A 23,699-nucleotide genomic window follows, 5' to 3' on the forward strand; every position below is an offset into this window, starting at 1 on the left:
ACCATATTTCCCCTCTAGATTCGATGTTACACACCATTTCTTTATCTATTTTTCTTCAGTACTTCCCAATTTCAACTATCCTTTAGTATGTTCTATTTTTGGATGAATCTCATGGCTGACGTTAGTCAATCGGCTTCACTTTCGAGTATTGCCGCCTACTTAAAGCTCACGTATCAATACGATCAACAAACTGCGCTTGTAGAAGCAAAAGAAGTCATGCAAAACTTAGTCAGAATGCGTCAAAAGGGTTTCATTACGGGTTGGTATTTCGACGAGCAAGGTCACCTTGAGTTGCTTCCTAGCGACACTGTGATGCACCAGATAAATCCGACTAAATAATACTCATCAATACCATTTAGCTCTGCTAGATATATTTGACATATAATCGCTATTTGCTTCAATCATCTGCTGTCTACTTCGATGTAGTAGCGTCGATATTGCAGAAGGCATAAATGAACCATATCGACAAGATATTAAACCGCGATAAATGCTCAAAGGCTTACGCCAACAAGCATAAAAAAGTCACTTTGTCAGAAAACCTCATTATCTCACTTCATAAAATGACCTCAGCATATCTAAAAAGCATCACTTAAAATTAGTTGTATTCACTTGAACTCAGGACGCTAATTGTTGATAGCATTTGACCTATTAGGGGTTAACTTGCCATCAAAGATGACATCTTTTATCCAGCACGATAATTAATACCAATTGCATTAAGTAAACATTTTTATTTACTTAACTTACTGTACATGTAATATTTAGCTATATCATTACCAGATAAAGCTAAATATGAAAAAGATGTCTACTCGCACGACTCAAGCTGAAGCAAAAAAAATACTGATGATCACTTTAATAGTGACGCTTATCAGTGTTGCTGGTATTGCCCTTCCCTACCCCATCTTAGCGCCGCTTTTCGAACAAGGTGAAAGTGCATTAACTCAGTTTCAAGGTCTACCTAAAGAGCTGTTGTTAGGCATCGTATTAGGTGTCTACCCCTTAGGCATTATTATAGGTAGTTCTTTTATTGGCGCTTTATCTGATAGTTACGGTAGGCGTCGCTTATTAACTCTCACCTTAGTGGGCAGTGGTATTGGCTATAGTGCAACCGCTTTCGCTGCACTCTCTGGTAACTTTGCGCTATTTTGTATCGCAAGGCTAATGACCGGAGTGTGCGAAGGCAATATTTCGATTGCCCGTGCAATCGCAGCGGACCTTCACCCTATCATCGATAAAACTCGCAGCTTTTCTCTCATTAGTGCAATGGGCTACGGTGGGTATTTATTAGGTCCTCTTATGGGTGGCTATTTAATTTATTCGGGGATTGAAACGGTATTTATTGTCGCGGCTATTGCATGTTTCTTATGCGCAGGATTAAGTCACTTCCTCATGCCATCAAGCCTAAACGAAACGACCAATGCACCAAGCAATGCTTCAAGCCTTGTACTGCTGCGCCAAGTTGATTTACGCCGTTTTTTTATGCTGTACTTATTGTTAACTATGGGAGTCAATCTCTACTACGAATTCTACCCCCTATTTTTAGTCAGGCAATTCAGCTACACCCCCGTAGATATTAGTTGGGCTACCGTATTCTTAACGGCATGTATGATTTTTACCAGCATTTGGATTAACCCAAAAATTCAGCAAACAATGTCACATGCTAGAGCAGGCTTAATGGGAGTCATTATCTTTGGCTCTGCCCTTACCGCGCTTCCCTTTCTCACCAGCCAGCTATATTTAATTTGTTTCGCACTAATGGGCGCAGGAATAGCCATTTATAACGGTTTCCTGCCAGTGTACTTATCGAATTCATACCACAACAACGCACAGGGACAACTGATGGGAATGTTGGTGACTATATTCTGCTTAGGTAACCTACTCGCTGCGGGACTTGGCAGTATATTGAGTATACTTGATGTGAAATGGGCTTTACTCAGTGGGGCTTTAGTCACATTTTTTGCAGCTGCGGTGTTCTTTCATGGCCATTACCGGGCAAAAATATGGCCACACCCCTCGAGTGCACCAGCTTAGATAAGTTAAGCAGCAATGGGCTATTTATCGAATGGTACCGAGTAACCCAGTGCACTTTAGTCGCTGGGTATTTCACATTGTCCCAATCCATAAAGATGGGCTTTAAAAACAGCTCAGCATAAACCCCGGTATTAATTAATATATGTTAAGCAGTAAATGACACTGGGCTTTTTGCATTCGCAGGCGATATTAACTTATTGACGAGTACAGCCAGTACACTCAAGCAAATCATTGAACCGAATACAACACCTTGCCAACCCCAATGTTGCCAAAAAGGTAACAAATAAGGTCCGCCAATGGCAGCGCCTAGATAGTAACTGCATAAGTACAGCGCTGTGGCTTTTGCACGATGTTGCTTAGCGATAAACGCAACCCAAGCATTACAACTGCTGTGAATAAGAAAAAAACCAAATGAGGAGACCAGAAACCCTATGTAGATGGTAATCACACTATCAAAAAGGGTAAATAGTGTCCCTAGCATTAACGCGAGAACTGACAAACTAAATACACGCTTAATGCCCAGTTTACTAATCCATTTGGCACTACGATACGATGCATATGTACCGCTTGAATAACAAAGGAAGATCAAGGTTACCTCAAAAGGTCCCTGCATGAAGGGGCTCGCCATTAAATGCAGTTGTATATAGCTAAACTGATTGACCATCACCATGAATGCGACGCCACCTACAAGATAAATCAATCTCAACTTTGGGTTAGCTAGATGATGATAAAATCCTTTTAAATCTGATTGCACAGCCAATTTTCCAAGTCCAAGCTTAGGCTTAACAAACTGACTGTCAGGTAACATCGTTGCAGCGAGTATCGTGCCAATGAGCGATAAAGCAGCCAACAGCGCCATTGCCTCATGCCATTGCAAATATTCAGACATCATACCGCCAAGCAACCTACCAGTTATACCACCAACACTGTTCGCTGCAATATAAATGGCCCCCGCTTTTAACAGCACATTGCCACCAAGCTCATCTTTAAAATAAGCCATTGCCATCGCGGGCACTGAAGCGAGTAAAACCCCTTGTACCATTCGCAATGCAACAAGTTGACTGAAATCACCAATAAATATTGCAATTATATCCACAATAACGAGCAGATAAAGGCTAATAATGATCGGGCGTTTACGGCCGATACGATCTGACAGAACTGCAAACAGTAGCAACGAAAATGCCATCGTGAAGCTTGTCACCGATAACAATAAAGTCGCATGTGTTTTTGACACCGAAAATGACTCGGCAATAAGCGGTAGCATTCCCTGAACAAGATACAAATTGATAAAAATAACAATCGAAGCAATAGATAAACCGCCAATTAATTGTAGTTCGCGCTTATCGTTAACCTGCACAGCAGTATTGCTCATAATAATATGACTCTTCACAACGTTGTCTCAGTCCGATGATCATAGCAATGCTAGTTACATAACGATAATAACTAAAAACAGCTCTATTCATTGATTTTTGTTATGGAAAGTTAACTTCAAAATTGGCAGTATAAGCACTCGAGAACAAAACATTTCGTCGTTCCGCCTTAAGTGGGTTTGCTATGGATATAAAACAGTTAAAACATCTTGATGCATTGATAACCTCAGGAAGCTTTACTAAAGCCGCGCAACAATTAAACATAGCGCAACCAGCACTGAGCCAGAGCATAAAAAGGTTAGAAGACTCACTCGGAGTCACCTTAGTAGACAGAGGCGCCCACAAACGCAGTAAGACGCTTTCTTTAACGGCAGAGGGACGTGCACTACATCAACACGCAACGCTTATTATTAAAAATATGGCGCAAGCAGAAGCCCATATCAAAGCAATGGCGAACTTAACCAAAGGCGAGGTCAGAGTAGCCGTTCCTGGTATGCTAGGCTCTTTCTATCTGCCAAGTCGGTTAATGGCTTTTAGGCATCAACATCCGGACTTGAAGTTATCATTATTTGAAGGTGGTACTCGTGACACGTTAAAAATGCTGCTACGAGAAGATGTCGATATCGCCATCATTACCGCCAACGATTTGAACGAAAACTTTGAAAGTCATCTTTTACTGCAAGAACAGATGGTCGTTGCCGTAGGTAAACATCATCCGTTAGCCGATCAAGCTTCCGTGCCCCTTGAACAGTTTTTTCAACACGATTTAGTCCTATTTAAACAGGGATACTTTCATCGAGAATGGATGCTTGCACAGGCTGAGCTATTGGGCCTCAATGCCAGTATTGCGTTTGAAACTAATCTTATCAATCTTATCAAACAAGTGGTTGCCCAAGAGTATGGGATTACCAGTGTTTTAGAGATGGTGATTGAACCGCATGATAATATATTGGCAAAGCCTTTTGAACCGCCAGTGTATTTAGACCTACATATAGCTTGGAAAAAACAACGCCCAATCAGTAAAGCCGATCGGGCGTTTGTCGAATTCTTAATGCAAAACCGCTAGAAATGGCCGCTAAACATTAGCCTATACCGCGTCGTGTTGATTCTCGGGAATCGCATCAATAAAAACTTGTTGAGCTAAGCAATGTGCATTAACCCGTACAATATTAGGAAATAACGTCATATCAACGTTAAATCGCTCTGCGTTATAAACTTGCGGCACCAGACATAGGTCAGCTAACGTGATGTTATCGCCAAAACAGAAATCACCACTATATTGTGCCAATTGCTGTTCTAATGCAGCAAACCCCTGATTTACCCAGCTGTGATACCACGCCGTTTTTGCGCTATCGCTAGTCTCTAATTCTGCGGCCAAATACTGCAATACTTTTAAGTTATTCAAAGGATGAATTTCACACGCTACCGTCAGCGCCATCGCTCTTACAATGGCTTTGTCAAAAGCACCGATAGGTAAAAGTGGACTATTGCTATACTTATCTTCAAGGTACTCGATTATCGCAAGTGACTGCGTTAACACCCACTCTTGGCCATCTTCATCTGTTGTCACCAATGTAGGCACCAACTCCTGTGCATTCAAGGCAGTGTATTGAGACTGATGTTGCTCACCACCATTTTTGACTAGATGAACAGAAATTTGCTCAGCAGTTAGTCCTTTGCAATTAAGCGCGATACGCACACGGTAAGCAGCGCTTGAACGCCAGTATCCATATAATTTCATCATTGTTAAATTCCCCATTATATCAATTGCACTGACTTACAAGCGAGCAACCAATATCTCATCAATACGTATTGAGTTGAAGCCTGAGCGCTTCTGTATTAACGACTTATTTAATGCCATTGGTATTATCTAAACCCAACAGCCTAAAAATAAAAAAGAGCTAACTCTTTACGAATTAACTCTTCATGTTGCTAAGTACATCAATGACTTAGGCTAAAAATCAAGCTTTATACTCAACAACCTGCTGGTCAATTGTGCCAAATATTGAATGCTCATTTTCATCAAGCATTTCAATACGAACACGGTCGCCAAAGCGCATAAATGGCGTCGATGGCTTACCTTCTGCAATGGTTTCAAGCATACGAGTCTCAGCAAGACAGCTTGAGCCGGCACTGCGGTCATAGTTAGAAATCGTTCCAGAACCAATAATGGCACCAGCCCCTAAAGGACGACTCTTAGCCACGTGAGATACCAATTGGCTGAAGTTGAACGTCATGTCGACACCCGCGTTTGGACGACCAAACAGTTCATTATTCAGATGAGTGATTAATGGCAGATGTACTTTACTATCTTGCCACTTGTCGTTTAGCTCATCCGGCGTTACCGCTACAGGTGAAAAACTACTTGAAGGCTTAGCTTGGAAGAAACCAAAACCTTTGGCTAATTCACCTGGGATCAAGTTTCTTAGGGACACATCGTTAACCAGCATTAACAGTTTAATGTGCTTAGCTGCATTTTCTGTTGTAATTCCCATTGGTACATCATCGGTGATCACGGCAATTTCAGATTCAAAATCAATGCCCCACTCTTCACTCGCTAATAGGATGTCGGCTTTAGGTGCAATAAAACAATCTGAGCCACCTTGATAAACTAACGGATCTGTCCAAAATGTTGCTGGCATCTCAGCCCCACGAGCCTTACGTACCAATTCAACATGGTTTACATAAGCACTACAATCGGCCCATTGATAAGCTCTTGGAAGCGGTGATAGGCACTTAGCTTCGTCAAATGCGATTGCGTTATCCATCAAACCTTCGTTCAATGCATCATAAAGCTCAACCAACTGTGGGTTAAGTAGATCCCATGCATCTAGCAACTGCTGCATAGTATGAGCAATAGCGGGCACTGCAACCGCTTTAGTTAGATCTCGGCTAACTAACATTAACTGGCCGTCACGGCGTCCATTATCATAACTTGCTAACTTCATACTCACTCCTAATAAAATGTGGCTAGCTGATTATCCCAGCTTTTGCATGCTGTTTTAAATGGATCAAGCTGACACCTAAATCTACTTTGCATAGAAATATGCATTAACTATGGCAATAGTGGAATAGCGTGAGCCAAATCACATTTATGTAGAATGGCCCCTAGTTTGTAAACATATGATTACAGCCTATATAAAATAGGCTGTAATGGGGGTTATTGATGATTTATCGCTGCTAAAGCAAGCAATGACTGGCAACCCGTTGTTACAAGGTTTTTTGCTTACTTATTTTGTATTCACGCAACTTATTCGCAATAGCAGTGTGAGACACTCCTAACTTTTTAGCTAATTGGCGTGTACTTGGGTAAGCAGGATATAATCGACGCAGTAAACTGGCTTCAAATTGCTTCATCGCTTGCTCAAGGCTGCCCTCGAATTGATGATCAAAATAGCCAAAACCTTCAGCATATGATGGTAATTTAAGCTGATCTACCGTCAATTCCGCACTGCCATCCCACATTGACACAGCCCTAAAGATGGCATTTTTAAGCTGACGTATATTGCCAGGCCAAGCATAACCCAGCAGATGTTCACGGCACGCACCTGAAATACGACGAATTGGAATAGATAATTGCTGGCTATAATGCTCCAAAAACATTTCTGTCAGTGGAATAACGTCAACTTTTCTCTCGCGCAAAGATGGCACATGAAAGCCTAATACGTGGATACGGTAGTAAAGATCTTCTCTAAATTCACCACTTTGACAAAGTTCAGCTAGATTTTTTTGCGTCGAACAGATAATCCGAACATCACTACGCACCTCTTCATCGCCGCCAACACGTCTAAATGTACCGTCTTGTAAAAAGCGTAATAACTTAACTTGTGCAGATCGAGACATCTCAGCGATTTCGTCTAAAAAGACCGTTCCGCCTTTGGCTTCTTCAAAAAAGCCGCGTTTAACCACACTGCCATTACTCACATAGCCAAATAACTCTTCTTCGGCTGCGCTGTCTGGCATAGCGGCGCAATTAATCGCAATAAAAGGTTGATCACGGCGCATACTGGCGTCATGACACGCTCGTGACATCAACTCTTTACCGGTCCCTGTTTCGCCGGTGATCAATAATGGCGCGTCTAACTGAGCCATTCTACGGGCCTGCACAAGCACCTCTTTCATCTTATCGCTTGTGGCTAATACATTTTCAAAACCTGCTGTTTGGTTTTGCAACGCATTAAACTGTTTACCTAAACGGGCCGGTGACTTTAAAGACACCACAGCACCAGCAAGAATCGGGTTTTCACTACCGTCCGGTAAATAGATAGGTAACATTTCGGCCAGATATTCGTTCTCACCAATATTGACCCGGGTCGCTTGCGCCAGCACGGTTGATTCGCTCAACCAACGGCTAAAATTGAAGCCTTGTACCCAGTGACCAATAGATTCTTCGATGACCTCATGTTCAGCCATACCGATAATATGCAAAGCCGATTCGTTCACAATACGAATACGCCCTTTTATATCGAGGGAAAATACCGAATCAGGCAACGTCTTTAATAAGGTTTTTAACGCGTAATGCTCTTGTTCTGAAGGCATAAAGGAGACGGTTCGTACATCATGTACACCTTCTACTTTGCGGATGAGCGGCAGTAACTCACTGAGCATATCAAAACTAACCTCAGCAAATTGCAGATACAGAAAACCCTGATTGCTAGCATCGATAGCAAACAAGTTGATCCCATAATCTTCCATTATCAATAATATATCTTTCGCTAGACCGACTCGGTCCAAACAGCTGACTTCCAAGCGCATACTATTGCAGTTCCCTTTTCTAAATAATTGTTATTGGGATAAAACTAATTGCATTAACTATTTAATGGCCTTTGAAGCTAATTTAGTGGCAGCATCAATGGACAAACACCGACCCACTTTCTACGAATCGCAGACAATCAAATAGTTAATAAAACTGATAAGAAGCTAGTAACCAGCATTAAGCGACGCTAAGCTCTGATCCAATAAGAAGAACAGATAACTGTTAAGCATATTTCGCCTATACGTTAAAAGGTTATGAGGGTTGTGGCAAGGCTTGTTTACAGCAGATTTGTAACATAAAGAAAAAAGAAGCGTGCCAGCAACGCTGGCACGGCATAAAACTAGTCAGCTAATAATCCATCTGTTTTGGCAGCCATAATAAAATCGTTCTTGTGCAGCCCCTTAATTGAATGAGACCACCATGTCACCGTCACTTTTCCCCACTCGGTCAAAATGCCTGGGTGATGAAATTCAGCCTCTGCAAGATCGGCGAGCTTATTGGTGAACGCCATTGCTAACTTAAAATTCTTAAACTTGTACACACGCTCAAGCTGCATAATGCCGTCACGTACTTCTACAGTCCAGTCAGGGATCATACGTACAAGTTCACCCAGCTCGGCATCACTCACTTTAGGCGCATCTGCTTGACAGGCTTCACACTTCATTTGGGCTAATTCAGTCATTATCTTTCCTTTAATTCTGTAATTTAAATCGTATTTAGCCCGCTTTAGCAGGATACGTTGCTGCAAATAATCCAAGCTGCTGGGCTTTCTTTACTGCGCCCATAATATCCATTTCAGCGATACCATCGAGATCACTAATACTGTTTATTGCATAATAGATGGGTTGCATAATATCGATACGATAAGGGGTTCGCATCACATCGACCAGATCGAACGGTCTAATTTCAGGCTCATTGCCCATCACAAAGAGTGTTTCACCAGGCGAGCTTATAATACCGCCACCATAAATGCTCAGGTCATTATTAGTTGCGCGTATGATGCCAAACTCAACAGTAAACCAATAAAGTCGTGCTAAGAAAACACGTTCCTCTCTGCTTGCTGCTAATCCTAATTGGCCATAAAGATGCGAAAAATGGGCAAACGATGGGTTGGTCAGTAATGGACAATGTCCGAATACTTCATGAAAAATATCAGGCTCTTGCAAATAATCGAGTTCTTCACGACTTCGAATAAAGGTCGCTACAGGAAAAGACTTATTCGCTAGCAGTTCAAAAAACTTACCAAAAGAGATAAGCGCCGGTACTGCCGCCGTTTTCCATCCTGTCGTTTCTTGTAGAACAGCATCAATTTCACTTAGCTGCGGGATCCTATCGCTTGGTAATGCCAGGCGCTCAAGTCCATCGAGGTAAGCTTGGCATGCACGGCCAGGTAAATTGACAAGCTGTCTTGCATAAAGCTCTTGCCAGATCTCATCTTCGTCTTGTGGGTACTGGATACGGCCACTTGCATCAGGCAAGTGAGCGATATACTTCGTTAGTTTGCTCATGGTGATAAAAACACTCGTAACTATTGCCTGCCTCCATAGTTAACCAAACTCGGTTTTTTGTTAACTAGATCACAGTTTATTCTTTACTCGTTACGGCCGACTTAATGTAACGAATAAATTACATATCTCTATCCACGCCGATTAATGCTTTTATTAACAGTGTATTTAATGTACGCCTATGTTTACATCTTGCTTGGATTTATAAAGCCAAACCATAAAATACTTCACTAAAAAGTGTAGAAGCGAGCTTTAACCCTGTACAGCCTTACATTACTGAGCAAAGAGCCTTAAGGACATTGAATACTCGCTAAACAATATACGATGAAAATATCGCCTTACAAGCGTCAAATTTAATTAATATCAATCAGCAGCGCCAAAATCAAAGCACACATCATATTAATTCAGTATAGAATAGTGATACAGCATTAATCCGTTGATAGTAAAAGTAGGAAGATAATGAAACAACATAAGATTCTAAAAGCAGTTATCCCCGTCGCAGGTCTTGGTACACGGATGTTACCAGCAACAAAAGCGATGCCTAAAGAGATGCTGCCCGTTATGGATAAACCCCTTATCCAATATGTTGTAAAAGAAGCTATCGCAGCGGGGATTAAAGAAATTGTTCTGGTCACCCACGCCAGTAAGAATTCCGTTGAAAACCATTTCGACACCAGTTTTGAGCTTGAAGCCCACCTTGAGCGTCGAGTGAAAAGACAGTTACTGGCAGAAGTGCAATCAATCTGCCCTGCTGATGTGGCCATTATCAGTGTGCGTCAGGCGCAAGCAAAAGGTTTAGGCCATGCCATTCTTTGTGCTAAAACTATTGTTGGTGATGCCCCTTTTGCAGTGTTATTGCCTGACGTTATTGTCGATGATGCTAGCTGTAATTTAGCCAAAGACAATTTGGCACAAATGGTTGCATTATATGACGAAACCGAAGTCGGCCAGATAATGGTTGAAGGCGTGCCACACGATCAAGTCAATCAATACGGTATTGCAGACATTGGTGGCAAAGAGTTAAAACCAGGTCAATCACTTCCGCTTACTCAATTAGTTGAAAAACCAGATGTTGATGACGCACCGTCTAATTTAGGTGTCGTTGGTCGTTACGTCCTTCCAGCTAACATTTGGAAGTACCTAGCAAAGACTCCAGCGGGTGCTGGTGACGAGATTCAATTAACCGATGCGATTGCCATGCTAATGGAAAATCAAACGGTTAATGCCTATTACATGCAAGGTAAAAGTCATGACTGCGGTAATAAGTTGGGCTATATGAAAGCCAACGTAGAGCATGCACTGCGCCATAAAGATATTGGTCCAGAGTTTGCCAAGTATTTAAAAGACATAGTGAAAAGTCTTTAATACTTATTTCACTTCATGAGTAAAAAAACAAAGTAGTAAAGGATATTAAGATGACAATTTTGGTAACAGGTGGTGCTGGTTATATCGGCACGCATACAGTAGTCGAACTGCTTAACAGCGGCAGCGATGTAGTGATCGTCGACAATCTAAGTAACTCTTGTGTCACTGCATTAGAGCGCGTCGAGACAATCACGGGTAAATCGGTAACCTTTTGCCAAGGCGACATTCTGAATAAACCTTTTCTACAAAAGGTGTTTACCGACCATGAAATTGAGTCTGTCATTCATTTTGCAGGCTTTAAAGCGGTTGGTGAATCTGTAGAGCAACCGCTTCGTTACTATGAAAACAACGTTACTGGCACCATTGTTTTATGCCAAGTAATGCACGAGTTTAACGTCAAGAATTTAGTCTTTAGCTCTTCCGCAACGGTTTATGGCGATCCAGCATCCTTGCCGATAACGGAAGATTTCCCAACCAGTGCCACTAACCCTTATGGGCAATCGAAATTGATGGTTGAACATATACTCACTGACCTACACTACTCAGATCCTAGTTGGAATATTGCCCTACTAAGGTACTTTAATCCTGTTGGCGCTCACGACAGTGGTTTGATTGGTGAAGATCCAAATGATATTCCCAATAACCTAATGCCGTTCATTACCCAAGTCGCGGTAGGAAAACGAGAGCAACTCAGTGTGTTTGGTAATGATTACGATACCGTTGATGGCACTGGTGTGCGTGATTACATCCACGTGGTTGACTTAGCTATTGGTCATTTAAGAGCACTTGATAAACTCCGCACCCAGCCGGGTCTAGTGACTTATAACCTCGGCACAGGTCAAGGCTATAGTGTGTTAGAAATGGTTAAAGCATTTGAAAAAGCCAGCGGCACCGTCATAAAATATCAATTGGTTGCAAGACGAGCAGGCGATATAGCCGCTTGTTATGCTAATCCACAAAAAGCCTTAACGGAGCTTAATTGGCAGGCAACGCATAATATTGATGATATGGCACAAAGTAGTTGGCATTGGCAGTCAAGTAACCCTAATGGCTATAGCAGCTAAGCAAACAATACGTTTAGTTAGTTGTGCATTTACGCACTATCGACATAACCAAGAGTACAGCGGATGAACAGTATCAATCAAAGTCGACGTCGTCTTTTTAATCGCAAAAAGAATGATGCCGTTCATCTTCCTTGGGTGAAAAAAGACATCGAGTTTACCGATGAATGCACCCGCTGCAATAAATGTATTCAAGCGTGTGAAACCAACATCATCATCAAAGGTGATGGTGGTTTTCCCGAAGTCGATTTTAACATTGATGAATGTACTTTCTGTCAGCGCTGCGTTGATGTTTGCCCAGAACCTTTATTTACCGACACCAGCGCTGCGCCTTGGGAAGTCACCGCCTCAATACAAGACACTTGCATGGCCTATCAAGGCATATGGTGCCAAAGCTGTAAAGATGCCTGTGATGCAAGCGCTATTAGCTTTACCATGGCGATAGGTAAAGCGCCTCAACCTAACATCGATGTTGATGCTTGCACGGGTTGCGGTGCCTGCGTTGCGCCTTGTCCGTCCGATGCTATATTGGTAAAACCCTGATTAAAAATAATATTTTTCATACTAATATCCCTTGCCATAAATCCTTTTCTCCAATGAACACTAAAGCTTAGCCCTCTCCCATGCTGTAGAGCCAAAATAATGACAGCGAGTGCCAAATATAAGTGGTTTTTAAATGTTTTTTTTCAAGGTAACATCAAGCTACCTTGACTAACAGCGACGCATTTATGTTTAAAAGAAAAAGAAGCGGTGGGCTCACTTATATTGCCCAAGGAACCAAACTGACGGGAGAAAGTGAATTCAGCGCCGAGGCATTAGTCTCTGGTGAAGTTTATGGTGACATCCAATCCACAAGTAACATCACCATTGAACAAGATGGCCTAATCGATGGCGTATTGAATTGCCAAGAACTGCGAGTATCAGGCACCTTTCGTGGAAAATTAAACTGCAATAAGCTCAATATAACCAGTACTGGGGTTGTTGACGGTGAAGTGGCTTGTCAATCGATGGAGATTTTTGAAGGCGGCCAGTTTATAGGAATGCGTGTTCGTGACGAAATAGCCTTCTTACCCGCCTCTTCAGTAGACAAACAAGAAGCCGTTAAACCAGCACAAATTGAAGATGCACAATTATCCACTAGCTGATGATGAGCTAAGAACTAAGTTTATAAAACAACAAGGCTTTATAAACTTAGTTTTTATATTATTAGTTGTTTTAGCTCTATCCTTTTATAGATTGAATATTTATCCGCTTCAATTAGCTCTATTGACCAAAGCCAACCTTTGATACTCGCGCACTAGCGCCATAAACTCGTCCGCAGGCCTATCTAAAGCATCTGTAGCGATATAAAGATGAAAACCTAAATGACTGCCCAATATACGGCATCGATGGCCAAACATAGCCAGTACGCCTTTATAACGACTATCGTCTTCAATAAAAGGGGTGAACTCTTCACTCATTTGGTTTTCTAATGTCGATAGATCTTCATCTTGCGCCGACGCAGTCATCAATAGCGGCCTTTGCTCGGTCAGCAACCCCGAAGCTAAGCGCAATGAGATGCAGTCTAAGATTGGACCTATTAATTTAAGTTTTATCCCTACATAGGGCAAAGTGAGTGTCTCCACGCCTTGAATCACCCTTGGCTGATCAAATCTTTGAATATTATCCCAATCTATTTTAACCTCACCACGGCGATGAAAGTAGCGGATCCCATCGGGATCAATACTTACCGTCACTTCAGGCTCAAATATCTTAGAGACACCGAGCACCGCTGAAATAGCACCAAAAGCGAAACATACAATGCCAGGTGCAAATAGATGGCTGCCGTTAATAAAGAGTCCTATCCCGATAGCAAGCCCTGTGATACCGGCAAACGTCAGCGTAAATCCATTACGTTTATTCTCGGGTTTAATGAGCAGCGGTTCTAAATTCAATACTTCCAAAGTGGTGTCTACTATAAGTTGATTAACATAAAATGACTTTAGAGCCATCTGTGGCTCGTCGGGATGACGAGTAACAATCTCGCCAAAATATCAGGCCTTAATATTCACTCCCGACGCTAAGATGAGTAGCCTTACTATGGATTACATCGCGACTCAAATTACACGCTTTAGTTTAAACCAAAGTAAACCGAGATACTCGTGGATAGCACGCTGTGACGATAACAAACTTCCAGCATCAAAATACCACCAATAGGTTTTTCGTTGAGCGAAATCCGTCGGCGCAGCTGTTACATTTAATCCAGCATGTTCAAATATCGCCATAGAACGCGGCATATGACTTGCTGAGGTCACCAAGCGAAAAGGCGCATCCACCACTTCCCATTGCATATACTGAGCTTCTTCTATGGTGTCTTTTGCTAGCGGAAACTTAATAATAGAATTTGGGTTGACTCCAAGCTCTACCGCAGCATCAAACATAACATCGGCATGGGCTCTTTTGTTAGTCCCTCCGCTCCAGCCGCTGACCACCAGCTTACAGTCTTCACCTAAAGAGAGTTGTCTTATCCCTTCACTCAAACGGGCCAATGCAGTATTTGATAACTGTTGCACCGCAGTATGATTGTCAGCCTCGTCATGACCGCTGCCTAACACCATCACTAAGCAACCTTTACCTATAGGCTCATTATTCACAGGGTACTTATCTTCTAGCGGGGCTAATAGTGTGTTGCTGCCCATACTGCTGCACAGAATAATTAATATCCCCCCCGCCATCGCTAACAGGCTTTTTGCTAACTTTCGATTACGGATCACAACAAAACTAAGGACAATAAAGATGATCACCAAGGGCACTGGCATAAATAGCTGAGAAACGATCTTCTTTAACAAAAACATGAGATAAAACCAGAAAGGATTAAACAGAACTGTAAGCTTAGCATGCTTCTCAAGTGGTAAGGTTAGCGATTATTCTTGGCCGTCACCTTCAAAAAGGCAACATAAAGCATGTAGTAAGAGATAAAAAAGCCATATATTCGATATGACTTCGTCGTGAGCTTTGGCGGTAAAACATCGCGCGCTCTATATCTCGTGCTTGCTCCAAAGCCAAGCTGCACCACGAACGCCAGATGATCCGCCATACATATTTTGCACTACAGGCGTTCGACATTCACCGCCAAGCACATATTTAGATAGCATATCTGGCAGCAATGGATAGAGTGCTTCAATATTAGAGACACCACCACCAAGCACTATCACATCAGGGTCTAAAATATTAATCACATGGGCCAGTGAACGCGCTAACCTATCGATGTACCGCTCAAATGCCTCTTTAGCAAGTACCTCTCCGGTTTCAACTCTTGCAGCGATTTCAATTCCGCTTGTCGCATCGCCGCCCGCCTGCTTATAGTCACGTACAAATCCGGTACCAGAGATAAAGGTTTCAATACAGTTTCGATTACCACAAAAACAAAGGGTCGAATTAAACTCATCAGCACTCATCCATGGCAGAGGATTATGCCCCCATTCGCCACCAATGCCATTACCGCCACCATGAACTTTACCATTGATGGCAAGCCCTCCTCCGCAACCAGTACCAATAATTACGCCAAAAACAACACCTTTACCGGCTGCTGCGCCATCCATAGCTTCAGACACAGCAAAGCAATTAGCATCATTAGCAACTCGCACCTCTCGGTCGAGGCGTTGACCTAAATCGGCATCCAGTGGATGGCCATTGATCCAAGTTGAATTGGCATTTTTTACTAAACCAGAATAAGGTGATACCACACCTGGGATCCCCACACCAACAGTGCCAGTTTCGCTAAGTTGAGACTCGGCTTCATTAATCAAGGCTTCTATCGCATCTAAGGTCGCCACATACTCTTTGGGCGTAGGGACACGTTTACGAAAAAGCTCTTCGCCTTCGTGGTTCAATGCAACCAACTCAATTTTTGTACCACCAAGATCGACGCCAATCCGTAACATTTAACCCTCTCTCATAATCGTAGTGATCATCATTCTAATGATGATATTGAGGCAACATGCATTAGTGCACAAAGCCCTTAAGCCTATCTTATTGAACGCTATTGTTTACACTCTAATACTTAAAAGCTAACCCTCAAACATATGACTTAAACACTCATGTTTAAATCATATTACCTAGACCCAGTGCGGCGCATAAGCAATAAAATATGGATTCAAAATATCTGACTTTTGGTTGTAATCCAGTGCAGTTTCACTGCCATATTGCAGCACTTTTCCACCAGCACTCTCTAACACGGCTTGGGCCGCTGCAGTATCCCACTCGCTCGTCAGACCTAATCGTGGATATATATCAGCTTCGCCTTCAGCCAGTAAACAGAACTTAAGTGAACTGCCCACACTCTTCATTTCATGCTCGCCAAGTGCTTGCAAATAAGTCTGTAAACCTGGACTAATATGCGAGCGGCTGCCGACAACCCGTGGTACGGCTTGCTTATCCAAGTCTATTTTAACCAGTGGTCGTTGTGTGCCTGCTTGTTTCAACCAAGCACCACCATCATGACTGCCAAAGTAACATTTATCTAAAACAGGAGCATAAACAACACCTGCTATCGCTCGCCCTTGATGAATAAAGGCGATGTTAACGGTAAACTCACCATTTCGTTTTATAAATTCTTTGGTACCATCCAATGGATCTATTAACCAGTAAGACTGCCATTGCTTTCTTTCATCCCATGCAATGGTAGTTGACTCTTCAGACATAACCGGAATATTCGGCGTTAGCTTAGCAAGTGCGGCAACGATGACGTTATGACTTGCTAGATCGGCGGCGGTAACAGGGCTATCATCCGATTTAACATCAATAGTAAAATCATCTGTCGCATAAACCGTCATAATTGCATCACCTGCAGCGACAGCAATATCGACTATTGATTCCAACCAAACGGGATTGAAAATGGCTGTTTTACGGTTGCGTTGTTCTGCTGACGTTTCTGTTTCAATCCGACTCAAGGTGCTCTCTCTTATGCTTAATATTCCCAGCCGACCATTATGCCATCGACACAAAACAAAATTTAATAACCAATTGCTCAATCTCGGTCTAAAAGATACTAAGCCAGTCTCATAAACAAAAATAGTGTTAGCGCTATGTTGCATTCGTATTCAATCGCTTTATTCAAATTACATTTCGTGATACCTGCCATTTATCGCCACATCAAGCTTAATAGCAAACTCGCCTGTTGGACTTAGCATCGTTTTGCCACCCGCTTTTGATACTTGTAACTCAATGCCATCATAAATTGAGCTGCCACCCTGAAAATCAGCAAGTTAGCATACAACTGAATTATCGAGACCTCGCTTTTGGGGGCGATAAATCAAATAATTGGTTAGCGTTTGACGTCTTACTGGGCTCTAGTTTGGACGACATTCATTTGCGATCTACTTTTACACTAAAGTAAATTTATTCTTGCGGATATAACTCGCACAGTAAACCGGTGATCCATTGATGAGTCTGAGTTTGGCTTGAACGTTGATGCCATGCGGCCACAACCTCAAAATGGGGTAATGGCTCAGGTAATGCGACTTCAGCTAATTTATCATTTGGTAACATACGTGATGGTAAAAATGCCAAAATCCCCATTGCCTCGATGCAATCTGGCGCGGCTGAAAAACTCGGTAATGACATAATTATATTACGCTGGAAACCCTTGGCAGCGAACCATTCGTCTGCGGAGCCCTTTAGGCTTGCGCGTGAAGGTGAAATAACTAATTGTGGCGCTGCAGCGATTTCTTTTAAACTAAGCCCCTGATACTTATCAGCAATGCCCTTAGCGGCAACACAAACATGACGTTCTTCATACAGTAACATTGAAGGGCAAGTTATCGGAATAAACGCTGGAAAGGTTAATGCTAAATCAATCTCACCTGTGGCCATTAGCTGATTTAAATTATCAGATTCAAATCGACGAATGATTATTTTTAAATGCGGGGCCTGCTGTCTAATTTCCACCAGTAAAGACGGTAAAACAGCGCGCATCGCATAATCTGAGGCACTGATTTTATAGACCCCATTTAAGCGTTGTGGGTCAAACTCAGCCACTTCAGTTAATTCACCAATGGCCATTAATATCTGTTGAACTTTAGGGGCTAACTCTTGCGCTTTTGGGGTTGGAACAACACCATGACTGCTACGAATGAATAACCGATCTTGGAATATATCGCGGAGTTTTTTCAGTTGTTCACTCACCGCTTGCTGGGTGATCCCTAACTTAACCGCTGCCTTAGTTAAGCTATGTAATTGTAATAGTGCCGCTAACACCCTTAATTGTTTTATTTCCAGCTTACTGATATCAGCCATACTTGTTTCTCATACACACTTTACTTGATTTTCATTGTACCTAAGCAAGTATATAGTTCAACTCATTCGCCACACCATGATAAAGACCCTAATGAACAATGACATTTTATTCACGCCAACTAAACTCGGCGATCACGTTTTAAAAAACCGTATTGTAATGCCACCATTAACCCGTTCACGTAGTACCCAGCCTCACAATATTCCAAATGAATTAATGGCTAAGTACTATACGCAACGCGCTTCTGCGGGGTTTATGGTCACCGAAGGCACTCAAATTGAACCTCGTGGTCAAGGTTATGCATGGACACCGGGGATTTACTCAGATGAACAAATCGAAGGTTGGAAAATAGTCACTAAATCGGTGCATGATGCCGGCGGTATTATCTTTGCTCAGCTTTGGCACGTTGGCCGTGTTTCACATACCAGCTTGCAACCCGATGGCGCAGCACCAATCGCCCCCTCTGCAATCAGAGCGGATAATGTAAAAGTGTTCATTGAAACAGGTCCTGGTGAAGGGGCATTAGCAGATCCAAGCATGCCACGTGAACTATCAACTGCTGAAGTAAAAGAACTCGTCGCCCTTTATGCTCAAGCTGCTCGCAATGCCATGGCTGCCGGTTTTGATGGTGTTGAATTACACTGTGCCAACGGTTATTTAGTGAATCAATTTATTTCTGAGCACAGTAATAAACGATCTGATGAATACGGCGGAAGTTTAGAAAACCGTTTACGATTCTTAAAAGAAATCACTCAGGCAGTTGCAGATGAAGTGGGTAAAGAGCATGTAGGCGTTCGATTTGCACCACTGTTTGCCACTACTGACGATGTGCGTGTTTATCTTGGTTTAGTTGAAGAAAATCCACATAAAACTTATATCGAAGCCATTAAAACTATCGAAAATATCGGTATTGGTTACCTGTCCTTGGCAGAAGCTGATTGGGAAAATGCACCTGATTTACCTGACGCTTTCTATAAAGACGTTCGTGACACATTTTCGGGCATCATCATGTATGCAGGTAAGTACTCGGTAGAAAAAGCCAAGCACATCCTTAATCTGGGTTACGGTGATATATTTGGTTTTGGTCGTCCCTTTATTGCTAACCCTGATTTGCCCGCTCGCATCAAGAATGAGTGGTCATTCAATGATGCGGACTCGACAACCATGTACGGTGGTACAGAAGTGGGCTATGCCGATTACACTGAATACTCAGCTTAACCCCAAATCAAAACAATCTGCTAAATGAGCAAAAAGCCGATCGTTTAAGAATACTTGAACCATGTTTCGGACAGATCATAACCCTCAATATTACTGATAATATTGAGGGTTTTTTGTTTAAAAAATAAATGGCATGGATTTATGGATTATTTAAAAGGCCGTACTGATGATAAGGAAAGTAAAAGCACATATCCATCAGCGCCAGATGGTTAACCTCAATCGTAAGCCGAATATATCCAAGCAATTAACTCCCTTCAGAATGGATATTGAATGTTGTTAATGCTAGAGCGATTAACAACCTTTACCTCTGCACATAAACTCAGCGACGTAATCCTTTCGTCTACCTCATCATCAACGTCTTATTCACTGCTTATGTAATAACAATCAACATTATGAATAATTTAGTAACTAAGTGATCGTTATTAGTGCTTATTTTGAATAACAAATCACTTTACACTGTTAGCCTTTAGCGAAATACATTAGAATGCGCTTCATTGACATAAGGGATCCCAATGAAACTCAAATTATTAGCAGGACTTTTTCTTTTCGGTTGCAGCTCAGTGCAAGCAGCATGGTGGGTTGAACCGACAGATTTGGCGCTTAGAGCCGACATTCAACTACTTTCTGATACAGGGGTTATTGTCCAACCCATTACCACCTACCCATTGATGTGGGATGGTCTAAAACAAGATTTAGATAAAGCCGAACCAACTCAACTTTCAGATCATCAGCGTAGTGCTTTTGACAGAGTTAATCGTGCCTACGATAAAGATCATCGTGCATTTAGCACCAAAGTTGAACTTGCAGGCGCTACTGACACCACCAGATTTATTGGCTTTGGCCAAGATTATCGCGATAAAGGCGAAGGAACCGTTAGTGCCGAAGTCACCCAGGACTGGTTCAGTGGCCGTCTATCAGCCAGCTATCACGCCGATCCTATTGATGGCAACAGTGCCCGTTTAGATGACAGTTTTGCCGCTGTTATGTTGGGTAACTGGATAGTCAGTGCCGGTGCACAGCAAAAATACTGGGGGCCTGGCTGGGACAGTGGTTTAATTCAGACCACTAACGCCAGACCTATGCCTGGAGTCACCTTGAGCCGTAATAACAGCCAAGCATTTGAAACGCCATGGCTTAATTGGGTTGGCCCTTGGACCTTTACCACCGCATTTAGTCAGATGGAAAGCGACCGTTACGTACCAGAAACTAAACACTGGGGCGCACGCGGTACCCTCAGACCTATCTCGAAACTCGAGGTTGGTTTTTCTTGGACAATGCAATGGGGCGGCGAAGGTTATGGTAATGGCCTAGGCGATTGGTGGGATGGTCTGTTTAACGGAGGAGAGACCATAAACGGAGAAGAAAACATGCTGGCTGGATATGATTTCCGTTGGTCAGATACTGCCTTTGGTATTCCTTATGGGATCTACTACGAGCGTACTCATGAAGACTACCATAATGGTAAAAACAAATTGATCAACGCCGCTAATATGGGCGGGATTGACTTTGTATTATCCGACTGGAGCACTCGCGTATTCTTAGAATACTCAGATACTAAAGTCTCTTGCGGTATTGACCCGCAAAAGTATAACTGTCTGTACGAACATGGATTCTACCAAAGTGGCTATCGTTACTATGGCCGCAGTTTAGGTAGCACTTATGACAATGACTCAGAAACATTCGTTATCGGCGGCATTACCCAGTTAGGTGGAGGTCAAAACATCACCAATAAACTGCGTTGGTTACGCCTTAATACCGATGGCATTGATAGGAACGTAGGTATTGGCGGCAATCCTGTGTCACCCGGTGAATATGAGCGTGTTTACCAATATGACACCAGCTACCATAGACCTTTTTATGAAGGCACCTTAAAAGTGGGTGGAACCGTGAGTTACAGTCAATATGTTACCTCTGGCGGCAATGACTGGGATACGACACTCTATGCAGGTTGGGAGCGAAGCTTCTAAGCGCTAACCCTCTTTAGCTTAACCGATACTGATGTCGATGCCTTAAGCTAATATCTGAAAAAGGAGTACACCGTTAAGGTTTACTCCTTTTTTATTGCTTAACTTACTCTACAGCACAGCACAGCACAACCCAACCCAACCCAACAAGCTTTCACCACACTAGTGGCAATAGCTCGATAATACCTATTTGCCACTCAATGCCTGTATGGCTAACATCACTTGTAACTGCTGCTGCCATGAAGCGCGAATTAAACTGTCATGTTCCATTGATATTTCAGCGAGTATTTTATCAGAACATAAGCCGCTATTCGTCGGCCTGGCAGCCAATGGATTAGGGTGCAGCTTTTGCCAACACTCCGTTGATATAGGGGTAACAGTGCAATGCGATTTGCTGTCAGCCTTACCCATTAAGTCCTGAATATGTCTGGAAAAATCAAACCACGAGCAATGTCCATGACCTGCGTAATGATAGACATTGTCGCCACAAGATAAAGCATCATCGCTTAAGGAGTGTTTGTTATCTTGCTTGCGTTCGTTCACGGCCATTTTAACTAATTTAAAAATGACTACCGCTAACGGTTCACACCAGGTTGGACTGCCCCTTTGCGTATCAATCACACTAATTTTATCTGAGCTGCGAAACAGCTGTTGCATCGTTTTGACAAAATTTTGTTGCCATGCGCTGTAAAGCCAAGCCGTTCGAACGATATAGGCCTGATTACCTAAGATTTGCAGCACCGCATTGTCTCCTGCAAGCTTACTTTTACCATAAACAGAAATAGGCGATGGACGAGCCTGTTCATCATAAGCCGAGCCTTTATCTCCTGAAAAAACAAAGTCCGTTGAGATATGGATAAGCTTAACCTCGTCTCGCTTACATTGCTCAGCAAGTAACTTAGGCCCCTGTGCATTAATCTGGTAGGCATTATCAACATCTACCTCCGCTTTATCGACAGCATTATATGCAGCGCAGTTAATCAGCACATCTGGCTTTATGTGTTTAAAAGCAGCATCAATTGAAACCGGATCGCAAATGTCTAACTCTTGATGCGCGAGCAGGTATATTTCATCTAGTTCACTTAAACAGCTCGCCGCTTCAGGTAAAAAACGAAGTAATTCACGCTCCGCGCCAATGTTAATAGATCCTGTGCTTTGAGCATAAAACGGACTCACTTTAACCTGCGCACCACTGAGATCCGCGATTAATGCTAATGCATGTGCTAATTGCCCTCTGCCGCCTGTAACCAATATTTTCATAGCACAATGTTCATCGTATAACGTTCATAAAATCTATTTTCATGTATACCTCGATGGCCGACATCATGCCCTGTGTGTAGCGCAGATTGACCATATCAACTTGAGTTTCAATGAGAGAATACATGACAACAAAATGCATTGTTAAAAAAGCTTACTCAATTAAATCAGAGTACTCATCAAGGGATGCATGGCCCCTCGCCGATAGAAAGCACAACAAGGCTTCAGGGCTACGGTTAAGTAACCGTTCAATTGGAAACTCCACCGCCTCTATTATCTCAATGGCTTTTTCAAAGTTGCCTAAGCTAAAAGCGACATGAGAATCAGAGCCCATAACAAGAAGTCCACCAGCCTCTTTGACAGCATTGGCAATGGCGGTACAGTTTGCTTCACTGCCTTTTCTTGAGGTCAAAAAAGAGGAGTTATTAATCTCTAGTGCAACATTATGTTTGGCAGCGGCTGCAGCTACCTTGTTAATATCGATTGGATATACCGTGTTACCGGGGTGAGTAATAATGTCGACATTACCGCTTTCAATACAGTTGATGAGTGCGCGAGTGTGAACCTCTTTAGTCGATGGTGGAAACACTGGTTCATGAAATCCCGCCAATACAATATCGAGCGTTTGTAAGTAATCGCCAAAAAAGTCGATATCGCCTGCATCATTTTTTATATTCGCTTCAATACCACGTAACACACCGACACCATCAATGATGCGGGGTAATACTCGCATATTAACAAAATGCCAGAAATGAGGAGCATCTGCCATATCAGGCCCATGATCGGTGATGGCAAATAACTTGATGCCTTTCTCTTTCGCAACACGAATATAATCATGCACAGTACTATAAGCGTGAGTTGACGCTATGGTATGAGCGTGGGTATCGACTAGGAATTTCAT

The 23,699-nt window shown here is 42.6% G+C and carries 22 protein-coding genes; 9 read left to right on the plus strand and 13 right to left on the minus strand.

What is annotated here, in order from left to right; translation table 11 throughout:
* Positions 1-111: 111 nt before the first annotated feature.
* A complete protein-coding gene (locus CXF82_RS13825; protein WP_101089292.1) occupies positions 112-339 on the plus strand; it encodes a hypothetical protein in 228 nt (75 codons plus the stop codon).
* A 450-nt stretch (positions 340-789) separates the two neighbouring features.
* A complete protein-coding gene (locus tag CXF82_RS13830) occupies positions 790-2,028 on the plus strand; it encodes an MFS transporter (RefSeq protein WP_102044365.1) in 1,239 nt (412 codons plus the stop codon).
* A 145-nt stretch (positions 2,029-2,173) separates the two neighbouring features.
* Here the strand turns inward: CXF82_RS13830 and CXF82_RS13835 are convergent, their stop codons facing one another.
* Positions 2,174-3,400 (minus strand): MFS transporter, encoded by a 1,227-nt coding sequence (locus tag CXF82_RS13835; RefSeq protein ID WP_101089294.1) that lies wholly within the window; start codon positions 3,398-3,400, stop codon positions 2,174-2,176.
* A gap of 182 nt (positions 3,401-3,582) precedes the next feature.
* Between CXF82_RS13835 and CXF82_RS13840 the strand changes: the two genes are divergently transcribed.
* Positions 3,583-4,464 (plus strand): LysR family transcriptional regulator, encoded by an 882-nt coding sequence (locus CXF82_RS13840; protein WP_101089295.1) that lies wholly within the window; start codon positions 3,583-3,585, stop codon positions 4,462-4,464.
* A 21-nt stretch (positions 4,465-4,485) separates the two neighbouring features.
* Here the strand turns inward: CXF82_RS13840 and maiA are convergent, their stop codons facing one another.
* From maiA to phhA, 5 genes are all read right to left on the minus strand, one after another.
* On the minus strand, positions 4,486-5,139 hold the full coding sequence (gene maiA / locus CXF82_RS13845; RefSeq protein WP_101089334.1) for a maleylacetoacetate isomerase: 654 nt from the start codon (positions 5,137-5,139) through the stop codon (positions 4,486-4,488).
* Positions 5,140-5,359: 220 nt separating this feature from the next.
* Positions 5,360-6,346 (minus strand): fumarylacetoacetate hydrolase family protein, encoded by a 987-nt coding sequence (locus CXF82_RS13850; RefSeq protein ID WP_101089296.1) that lies wholly within the window; start codon positions 6,344-6,346, stop codon positions 5,360-5,362.
* 262 nt (positions 6,347-6,608) lie between these two features.
* Entirely contained in the window at positions 6,609-8,153 is a 1,545-nt protein-coding gene (tyrR, locus tag CXF82_RS13855; protein WP_101089297.1) for a transcriptional regulator TyrR, read from the minus strand.
* Between the two features lie 341 nt (positions 8,154-8,494).
* Positions 8,495-8,836: a 4a-hydroxytetrahydrobiopterin dehydratase gene (locus CXF82_RS13860; protein ID WP_101089298.1), complete on the minus strand. Its 342-nt coding sequence runs from the start codon at positions 8,834-8,836 to the stop codon at positions 8,495-8,497.
* 34 nt (positions 8,837-8,870) lie between these two features.
* Positions 8,871-9,662, minus strand: coding sequence for a phenylalanine 4-monooxygenase (gene phhA / locus CXF82_RS13865; RefSeq protein WP_102044366.1), 792 nt, complete (start codon positions 9,660-9,662; stop codon positions 8,871-8,873).
* A gap of 456 nt (positions 9,663-10,118) precedes the next feature.
* Between phhA and galU the strand changes: the two genes are divergently transcribed.
* The 4 genes from galU to CXF82_RS13885 all read left to right on the plus strand — a co-directional run bounded on the left by galU (position 10,119) and on the right by CXF82_RS13885 (position 13,230).
* Positions 10,119-11,024 (plus strand): UTP--glucose-1-phosphate uridylyltransferase GalU, encoded by a 906-nt coding sequence (gene galU / locus CXF82_RS13870; RefSeq protein ID WP_102044367.1) that lies wholly within the window; start codon positions 10,119-10,121, stop codon positions 11,022-11,024.
* Between the two features lie 50 nt (positions 11,025-11,074).
* Positions 11,075-12,088, plus strand: a complete 1,014-nt coding sequence (galE, locus tag CXF82_RS13875; protein WP_101089300.1) for a UDP-glucose 4-epimerase GalE — start codon at positions 11,075-11,077, stop codon at positions 12,086-12,088.
* A gap of 63 nt (positions 12,089-12,151) precedes the next feature.
* The gene (gene napF, locus CXF82_RS13880) at positions 12,152-12,628 is read left to right on the plus strand and encodes a ferredoxin-type protein NapF (RefSeq protein WP_102044368.1); all 477 of its coding nucleotides are present in this window, start codon (positions 12,152-12,154) and stop codon (positions 12,626-12,628) included.
* Positions 12,629-12,813: 185 nt separating this feature from the next.
* Entirely contained in the window at positions 12,814-13,230 is a 417-nt protein-coding gene (locus tag CXF82_RS13885) for a bactofilin family protein (RefSeq protein ID WP_102038567.1), read from the plus strand.
* 108 nt (positions 13,231-13,338) lie between these two features.
* Here the strand turns inward: CXF82_RS13885 and CXF82_RS13890 are convergent, their stop codons facing one another.
* The 5 genes from CXF82_RS13890 to CXF82_RS13910 form a co-directional block, all read right to left on the minus strand.
* Positions 13,339-14,076, minus strand: a complete 738-nt coding sequence (locus CXF82_RS13890; RefSeq protein ID WP_102044369.1) for a DUF2982 domain-containing protein — start codon at positions 14,074-14,076, stop codon at positions 13,339-13,341.
* A 105-nt stretch (positions 14,077-14,181) separates the two neighbouring features.
* Positions 14,182-14,919: a YdcF family protein gene (locus tag CXF82_RS13895; protein ID WP_102044370.1), complete on the minus strand. Its 738-nt coding sequence runs from the start codon at positions 14,917-14,919 to the stop codon at positions 14,182-14,184.
* Between the two features lie 183 nt (positions 14,920-15,102).
* Complete coding sequence (gene mak / locus CXF82_RS13900) at positions 15,103-16,008, minus strand: fructokinase (protein ID WP_102044371.1); 906 nt, start codon at positions 16,006-16,008, stop codon at positions 15,103-15,105.
* A 174-nt stretch (positions 16,009-16,182) separates the two neighbouring features.
* A complete protein-coding gene (gene cysQ / locus CXF82_RS13905; protein WP_257982793.1) occupies positions 16,183-16,962 on the minus strand; it encodes a 3'(2'),5'-bisphosphate nucleotidase CysQ in 780 nt (259 codons plus the stop codon).
* Positions 16,963-17,464: 502 nt separating this feature from the next.
* A complete protein-coding gene (locus CXF82_RS13910; RefSeq protein ID WP_102044373.1) occupies positions 17,465-18,361 on the minus strand; it encodes a LysR family transcriptional regulator in 897 nt (298 codons plus the stop codon).
* A 91-nt stretch (positions 18,362-18,452) separates the two neighbouring features.
* Here CXF82_RS13910 and CXF82_RS13915 point away from each other — a divergent pair, with 91 nt between their 5' ends.
* Together CXF82_RS13915 and CXF82_RS13920 are read left to right on the plus strand one after the other, a co-directional pair.
* The gene (locus tag CXF82_RS13915; protein ID WP_374702371.1) at positions 18,453-19,577 is read left to right on the plus strand and encodes an alkene reductase; all 1,125 of its coding nucleotides are present in this window, start codon (positions 18,453-18,455) and stop codon (positions 19,575-19,577) included.
* Positions 19,578-20,089: 512 nt separating this feature from the next.
* Entirely contained in the window at positions 20,090-21,544 is a 1,455-nt protein-coding gene (locus tag CXF82_RS13920) for a capsule assembly Wzi family protein (protein WP_102044375.1), read from the plus strand.
* A 183-nt stretch (positions 21,545-21,727) separates the two neighbouring features.
* Here CXF82_RS13920 and rfbD read toward each other — a convergent pair whose 3' ends face one another.
* Both rfbD and CXF82_RS13930 read right to left on the minus strand, forming a co-directional pair.
* Positions 21,728-22,801, minus strand: a complete 1,074-nt coding sequence (gene rfbD, locus CXF82_RS13925) for a dTDP-4-dehydrorhamnose reductase (protein WP_102044376.1) — start codon at positions 22,799-22,801, stop codon at positions 21,728-21,730.
* Between the two features lie 151 nt (positions 22,802-22,952).
* Positions 22,953-23,699 (minus strand): phosphatase, encoded by a 747-nt coding sequence (locus CXF82_RS13930; protein ID WP_101089310.1) that lies wholly within the window; start codon positions 23,697-23,699, stop codon positions 22,953-22,955.

The sequence above is a fragment of the Shewanella sp. GutDb-MelDb genome (genome assembly GCF_002836075.1).
In the GTDB taxonomy this organism is placed as follows: Bacteria; Pseudomonadota; Gammaproteobacteria; order Enterobacterales; family Shewanellaceae; genus Shewanella.

Excerpts from the sequence above, each read along its gene's own strand:
- CXF82_RS13825 (WP_101089292.1), top strand. The coding sequence starts at position 112 with ATGGCTGACGTTAGTCAATCGGCTTCACTTTCGAGTATTGCCGCCTAC.
- CXF82_RS13830 (WP_102044365.1), top strand. The coding sequence starts at position 790 with ATGAAAAAGATGTCTACTCGCACGACTCAAGCTGAAGCAAAAAAAATA.
- CXF82_RS13835 (WP_101089294.1), bottom strand. The coding sequence starts at position 3,400 with ATGAGCAATACTGCTGTGCAGGTTAACGATAAGCGCGAACTACAATTA.
- CXF82_RS13840 (WP_101089295.1), top strand. The coding sequence starts at position 3,583 with ATGGATATAAAACAGTTAAAACATCTTGATGCATTGATAACCTCAGGA.
- maiA (WP_101089334.1), bottom strand. The coding sequence starts at position 5,139 with ATGAAATTATATGGATACTGGCGTTCAAGCGCTGCTTACCGTGTGCGT.
- CXF82_RS13850 (WP_101089296.1), bottom strand. The coding sequence starts at position 6,346 with ATGAAGTTAGCAAGTTATGATAATGGACGCCGTGACGGCCAGTTAATG.
- tyrR (WP_101089297.1), bottom strand. The coding sequence starts at position 8,153 with ATGCGCTTGGAAGTCAGCTGTTTGGACCGAGTCGGTCTAGCGAAAGAT.
- CXF82_RS13860 (WP_101089298.1), bottom strand. The coding sequence starts at position 8,836 with ATGACTGAATTAGCCCAAATGAAGTGTGAAGCCTGTCAAGCAGATGCG.
- phhA (WP_102044366.1), bottom strand. The coding sequence starts at position 9,662 with ATGAGCAAACTAACGAAGTATATCGCTCACTTGCCTGATGCAAGTGGC.
- galU (WP_102044367.1), top strand. The coding sequence starts at position 10,119 with ATGAAACAACATAAGATTCTAAAAGCAGTTATCCCCGTCGCAGGTCTT.
- galE (WP_101089300.1), top strand. The coding sequence starts at position 11,075 with ATGACAATTTTGGTAACAGGTGGTGCTGGTTATATCGGCACGCATACA.
- napF (WP_102044368.1), top strand. The coding sequence starts at position 12,152 with ATGAACAGTATCAATCAAAGTCGACGTCGTCTTTTTAATCGCAAAAAG.
- CXF82_RS13885 (WP_102038567.1), top strand. The coding sequence starts at position 12,814 with ATGTTTAAAAGAAAAAGAAGCGGTGGGCTCACTTATATTGCCCAAGGA.
- CXF82_RS13890 (WP_102044369.1), bottom strand. The coding sequence starts at position 14,076 with ATGGCTCTAAAGTCATTTTATGTTAATCAACTTATAGTAGACACCACT.
- CXF82_RS13895 (WP_102044370.1), bottom strand. The coding sequence starts at position 14,919 with ATGTTTTTGTTAAAGAAGATCGTTTCTCAGCTATTTATGCCAGTGCCC.
- mak (WP_102044371.1), bottom strand. The coding sequence starts at position 16,008 with ATGTTACGGATTGGCGTCGATCTTGGTGGTACAAAAATTGAGTTGGTT.
- CXF82_RS13910 (WP_102044373.1), bottom strand. The coding sequence starts at position 18,361 with ATGGCTGATATCAGTAAGCTGGAAATAAAACAATTAAGGGTGTTAGCG.
- CXF82_RS13915 (WP_374702371.1), top strand. The coding sequence starts at position 18,453 with ATGAACAATGACATTTTATTCACGCCAACTAAACTCGGCGATCACGTT.
- CXF82_RS13920 (WP_102044375.1), top strand. The coding sequence starts at position 20,090 with ATGAAACTCAAATTATTAGCAGGACTTTTTCTTTTCGGTTGCAGCTCA.
- rfbD (WP_102044376.1), bottom strand. The coding sequence starts at position 22,801 with ATGAAAATATTGGTTACAGGCGGCAGAGGGCAATTAGCACATGCATTA.
- CXF82_RS13930 (WP_101089310.1), bottom strand. The coding sequence starts at position 23,699 with ATGAAATTCCTAGTCGATACCCACGCTCATACCATAGCGTCAACTCAC.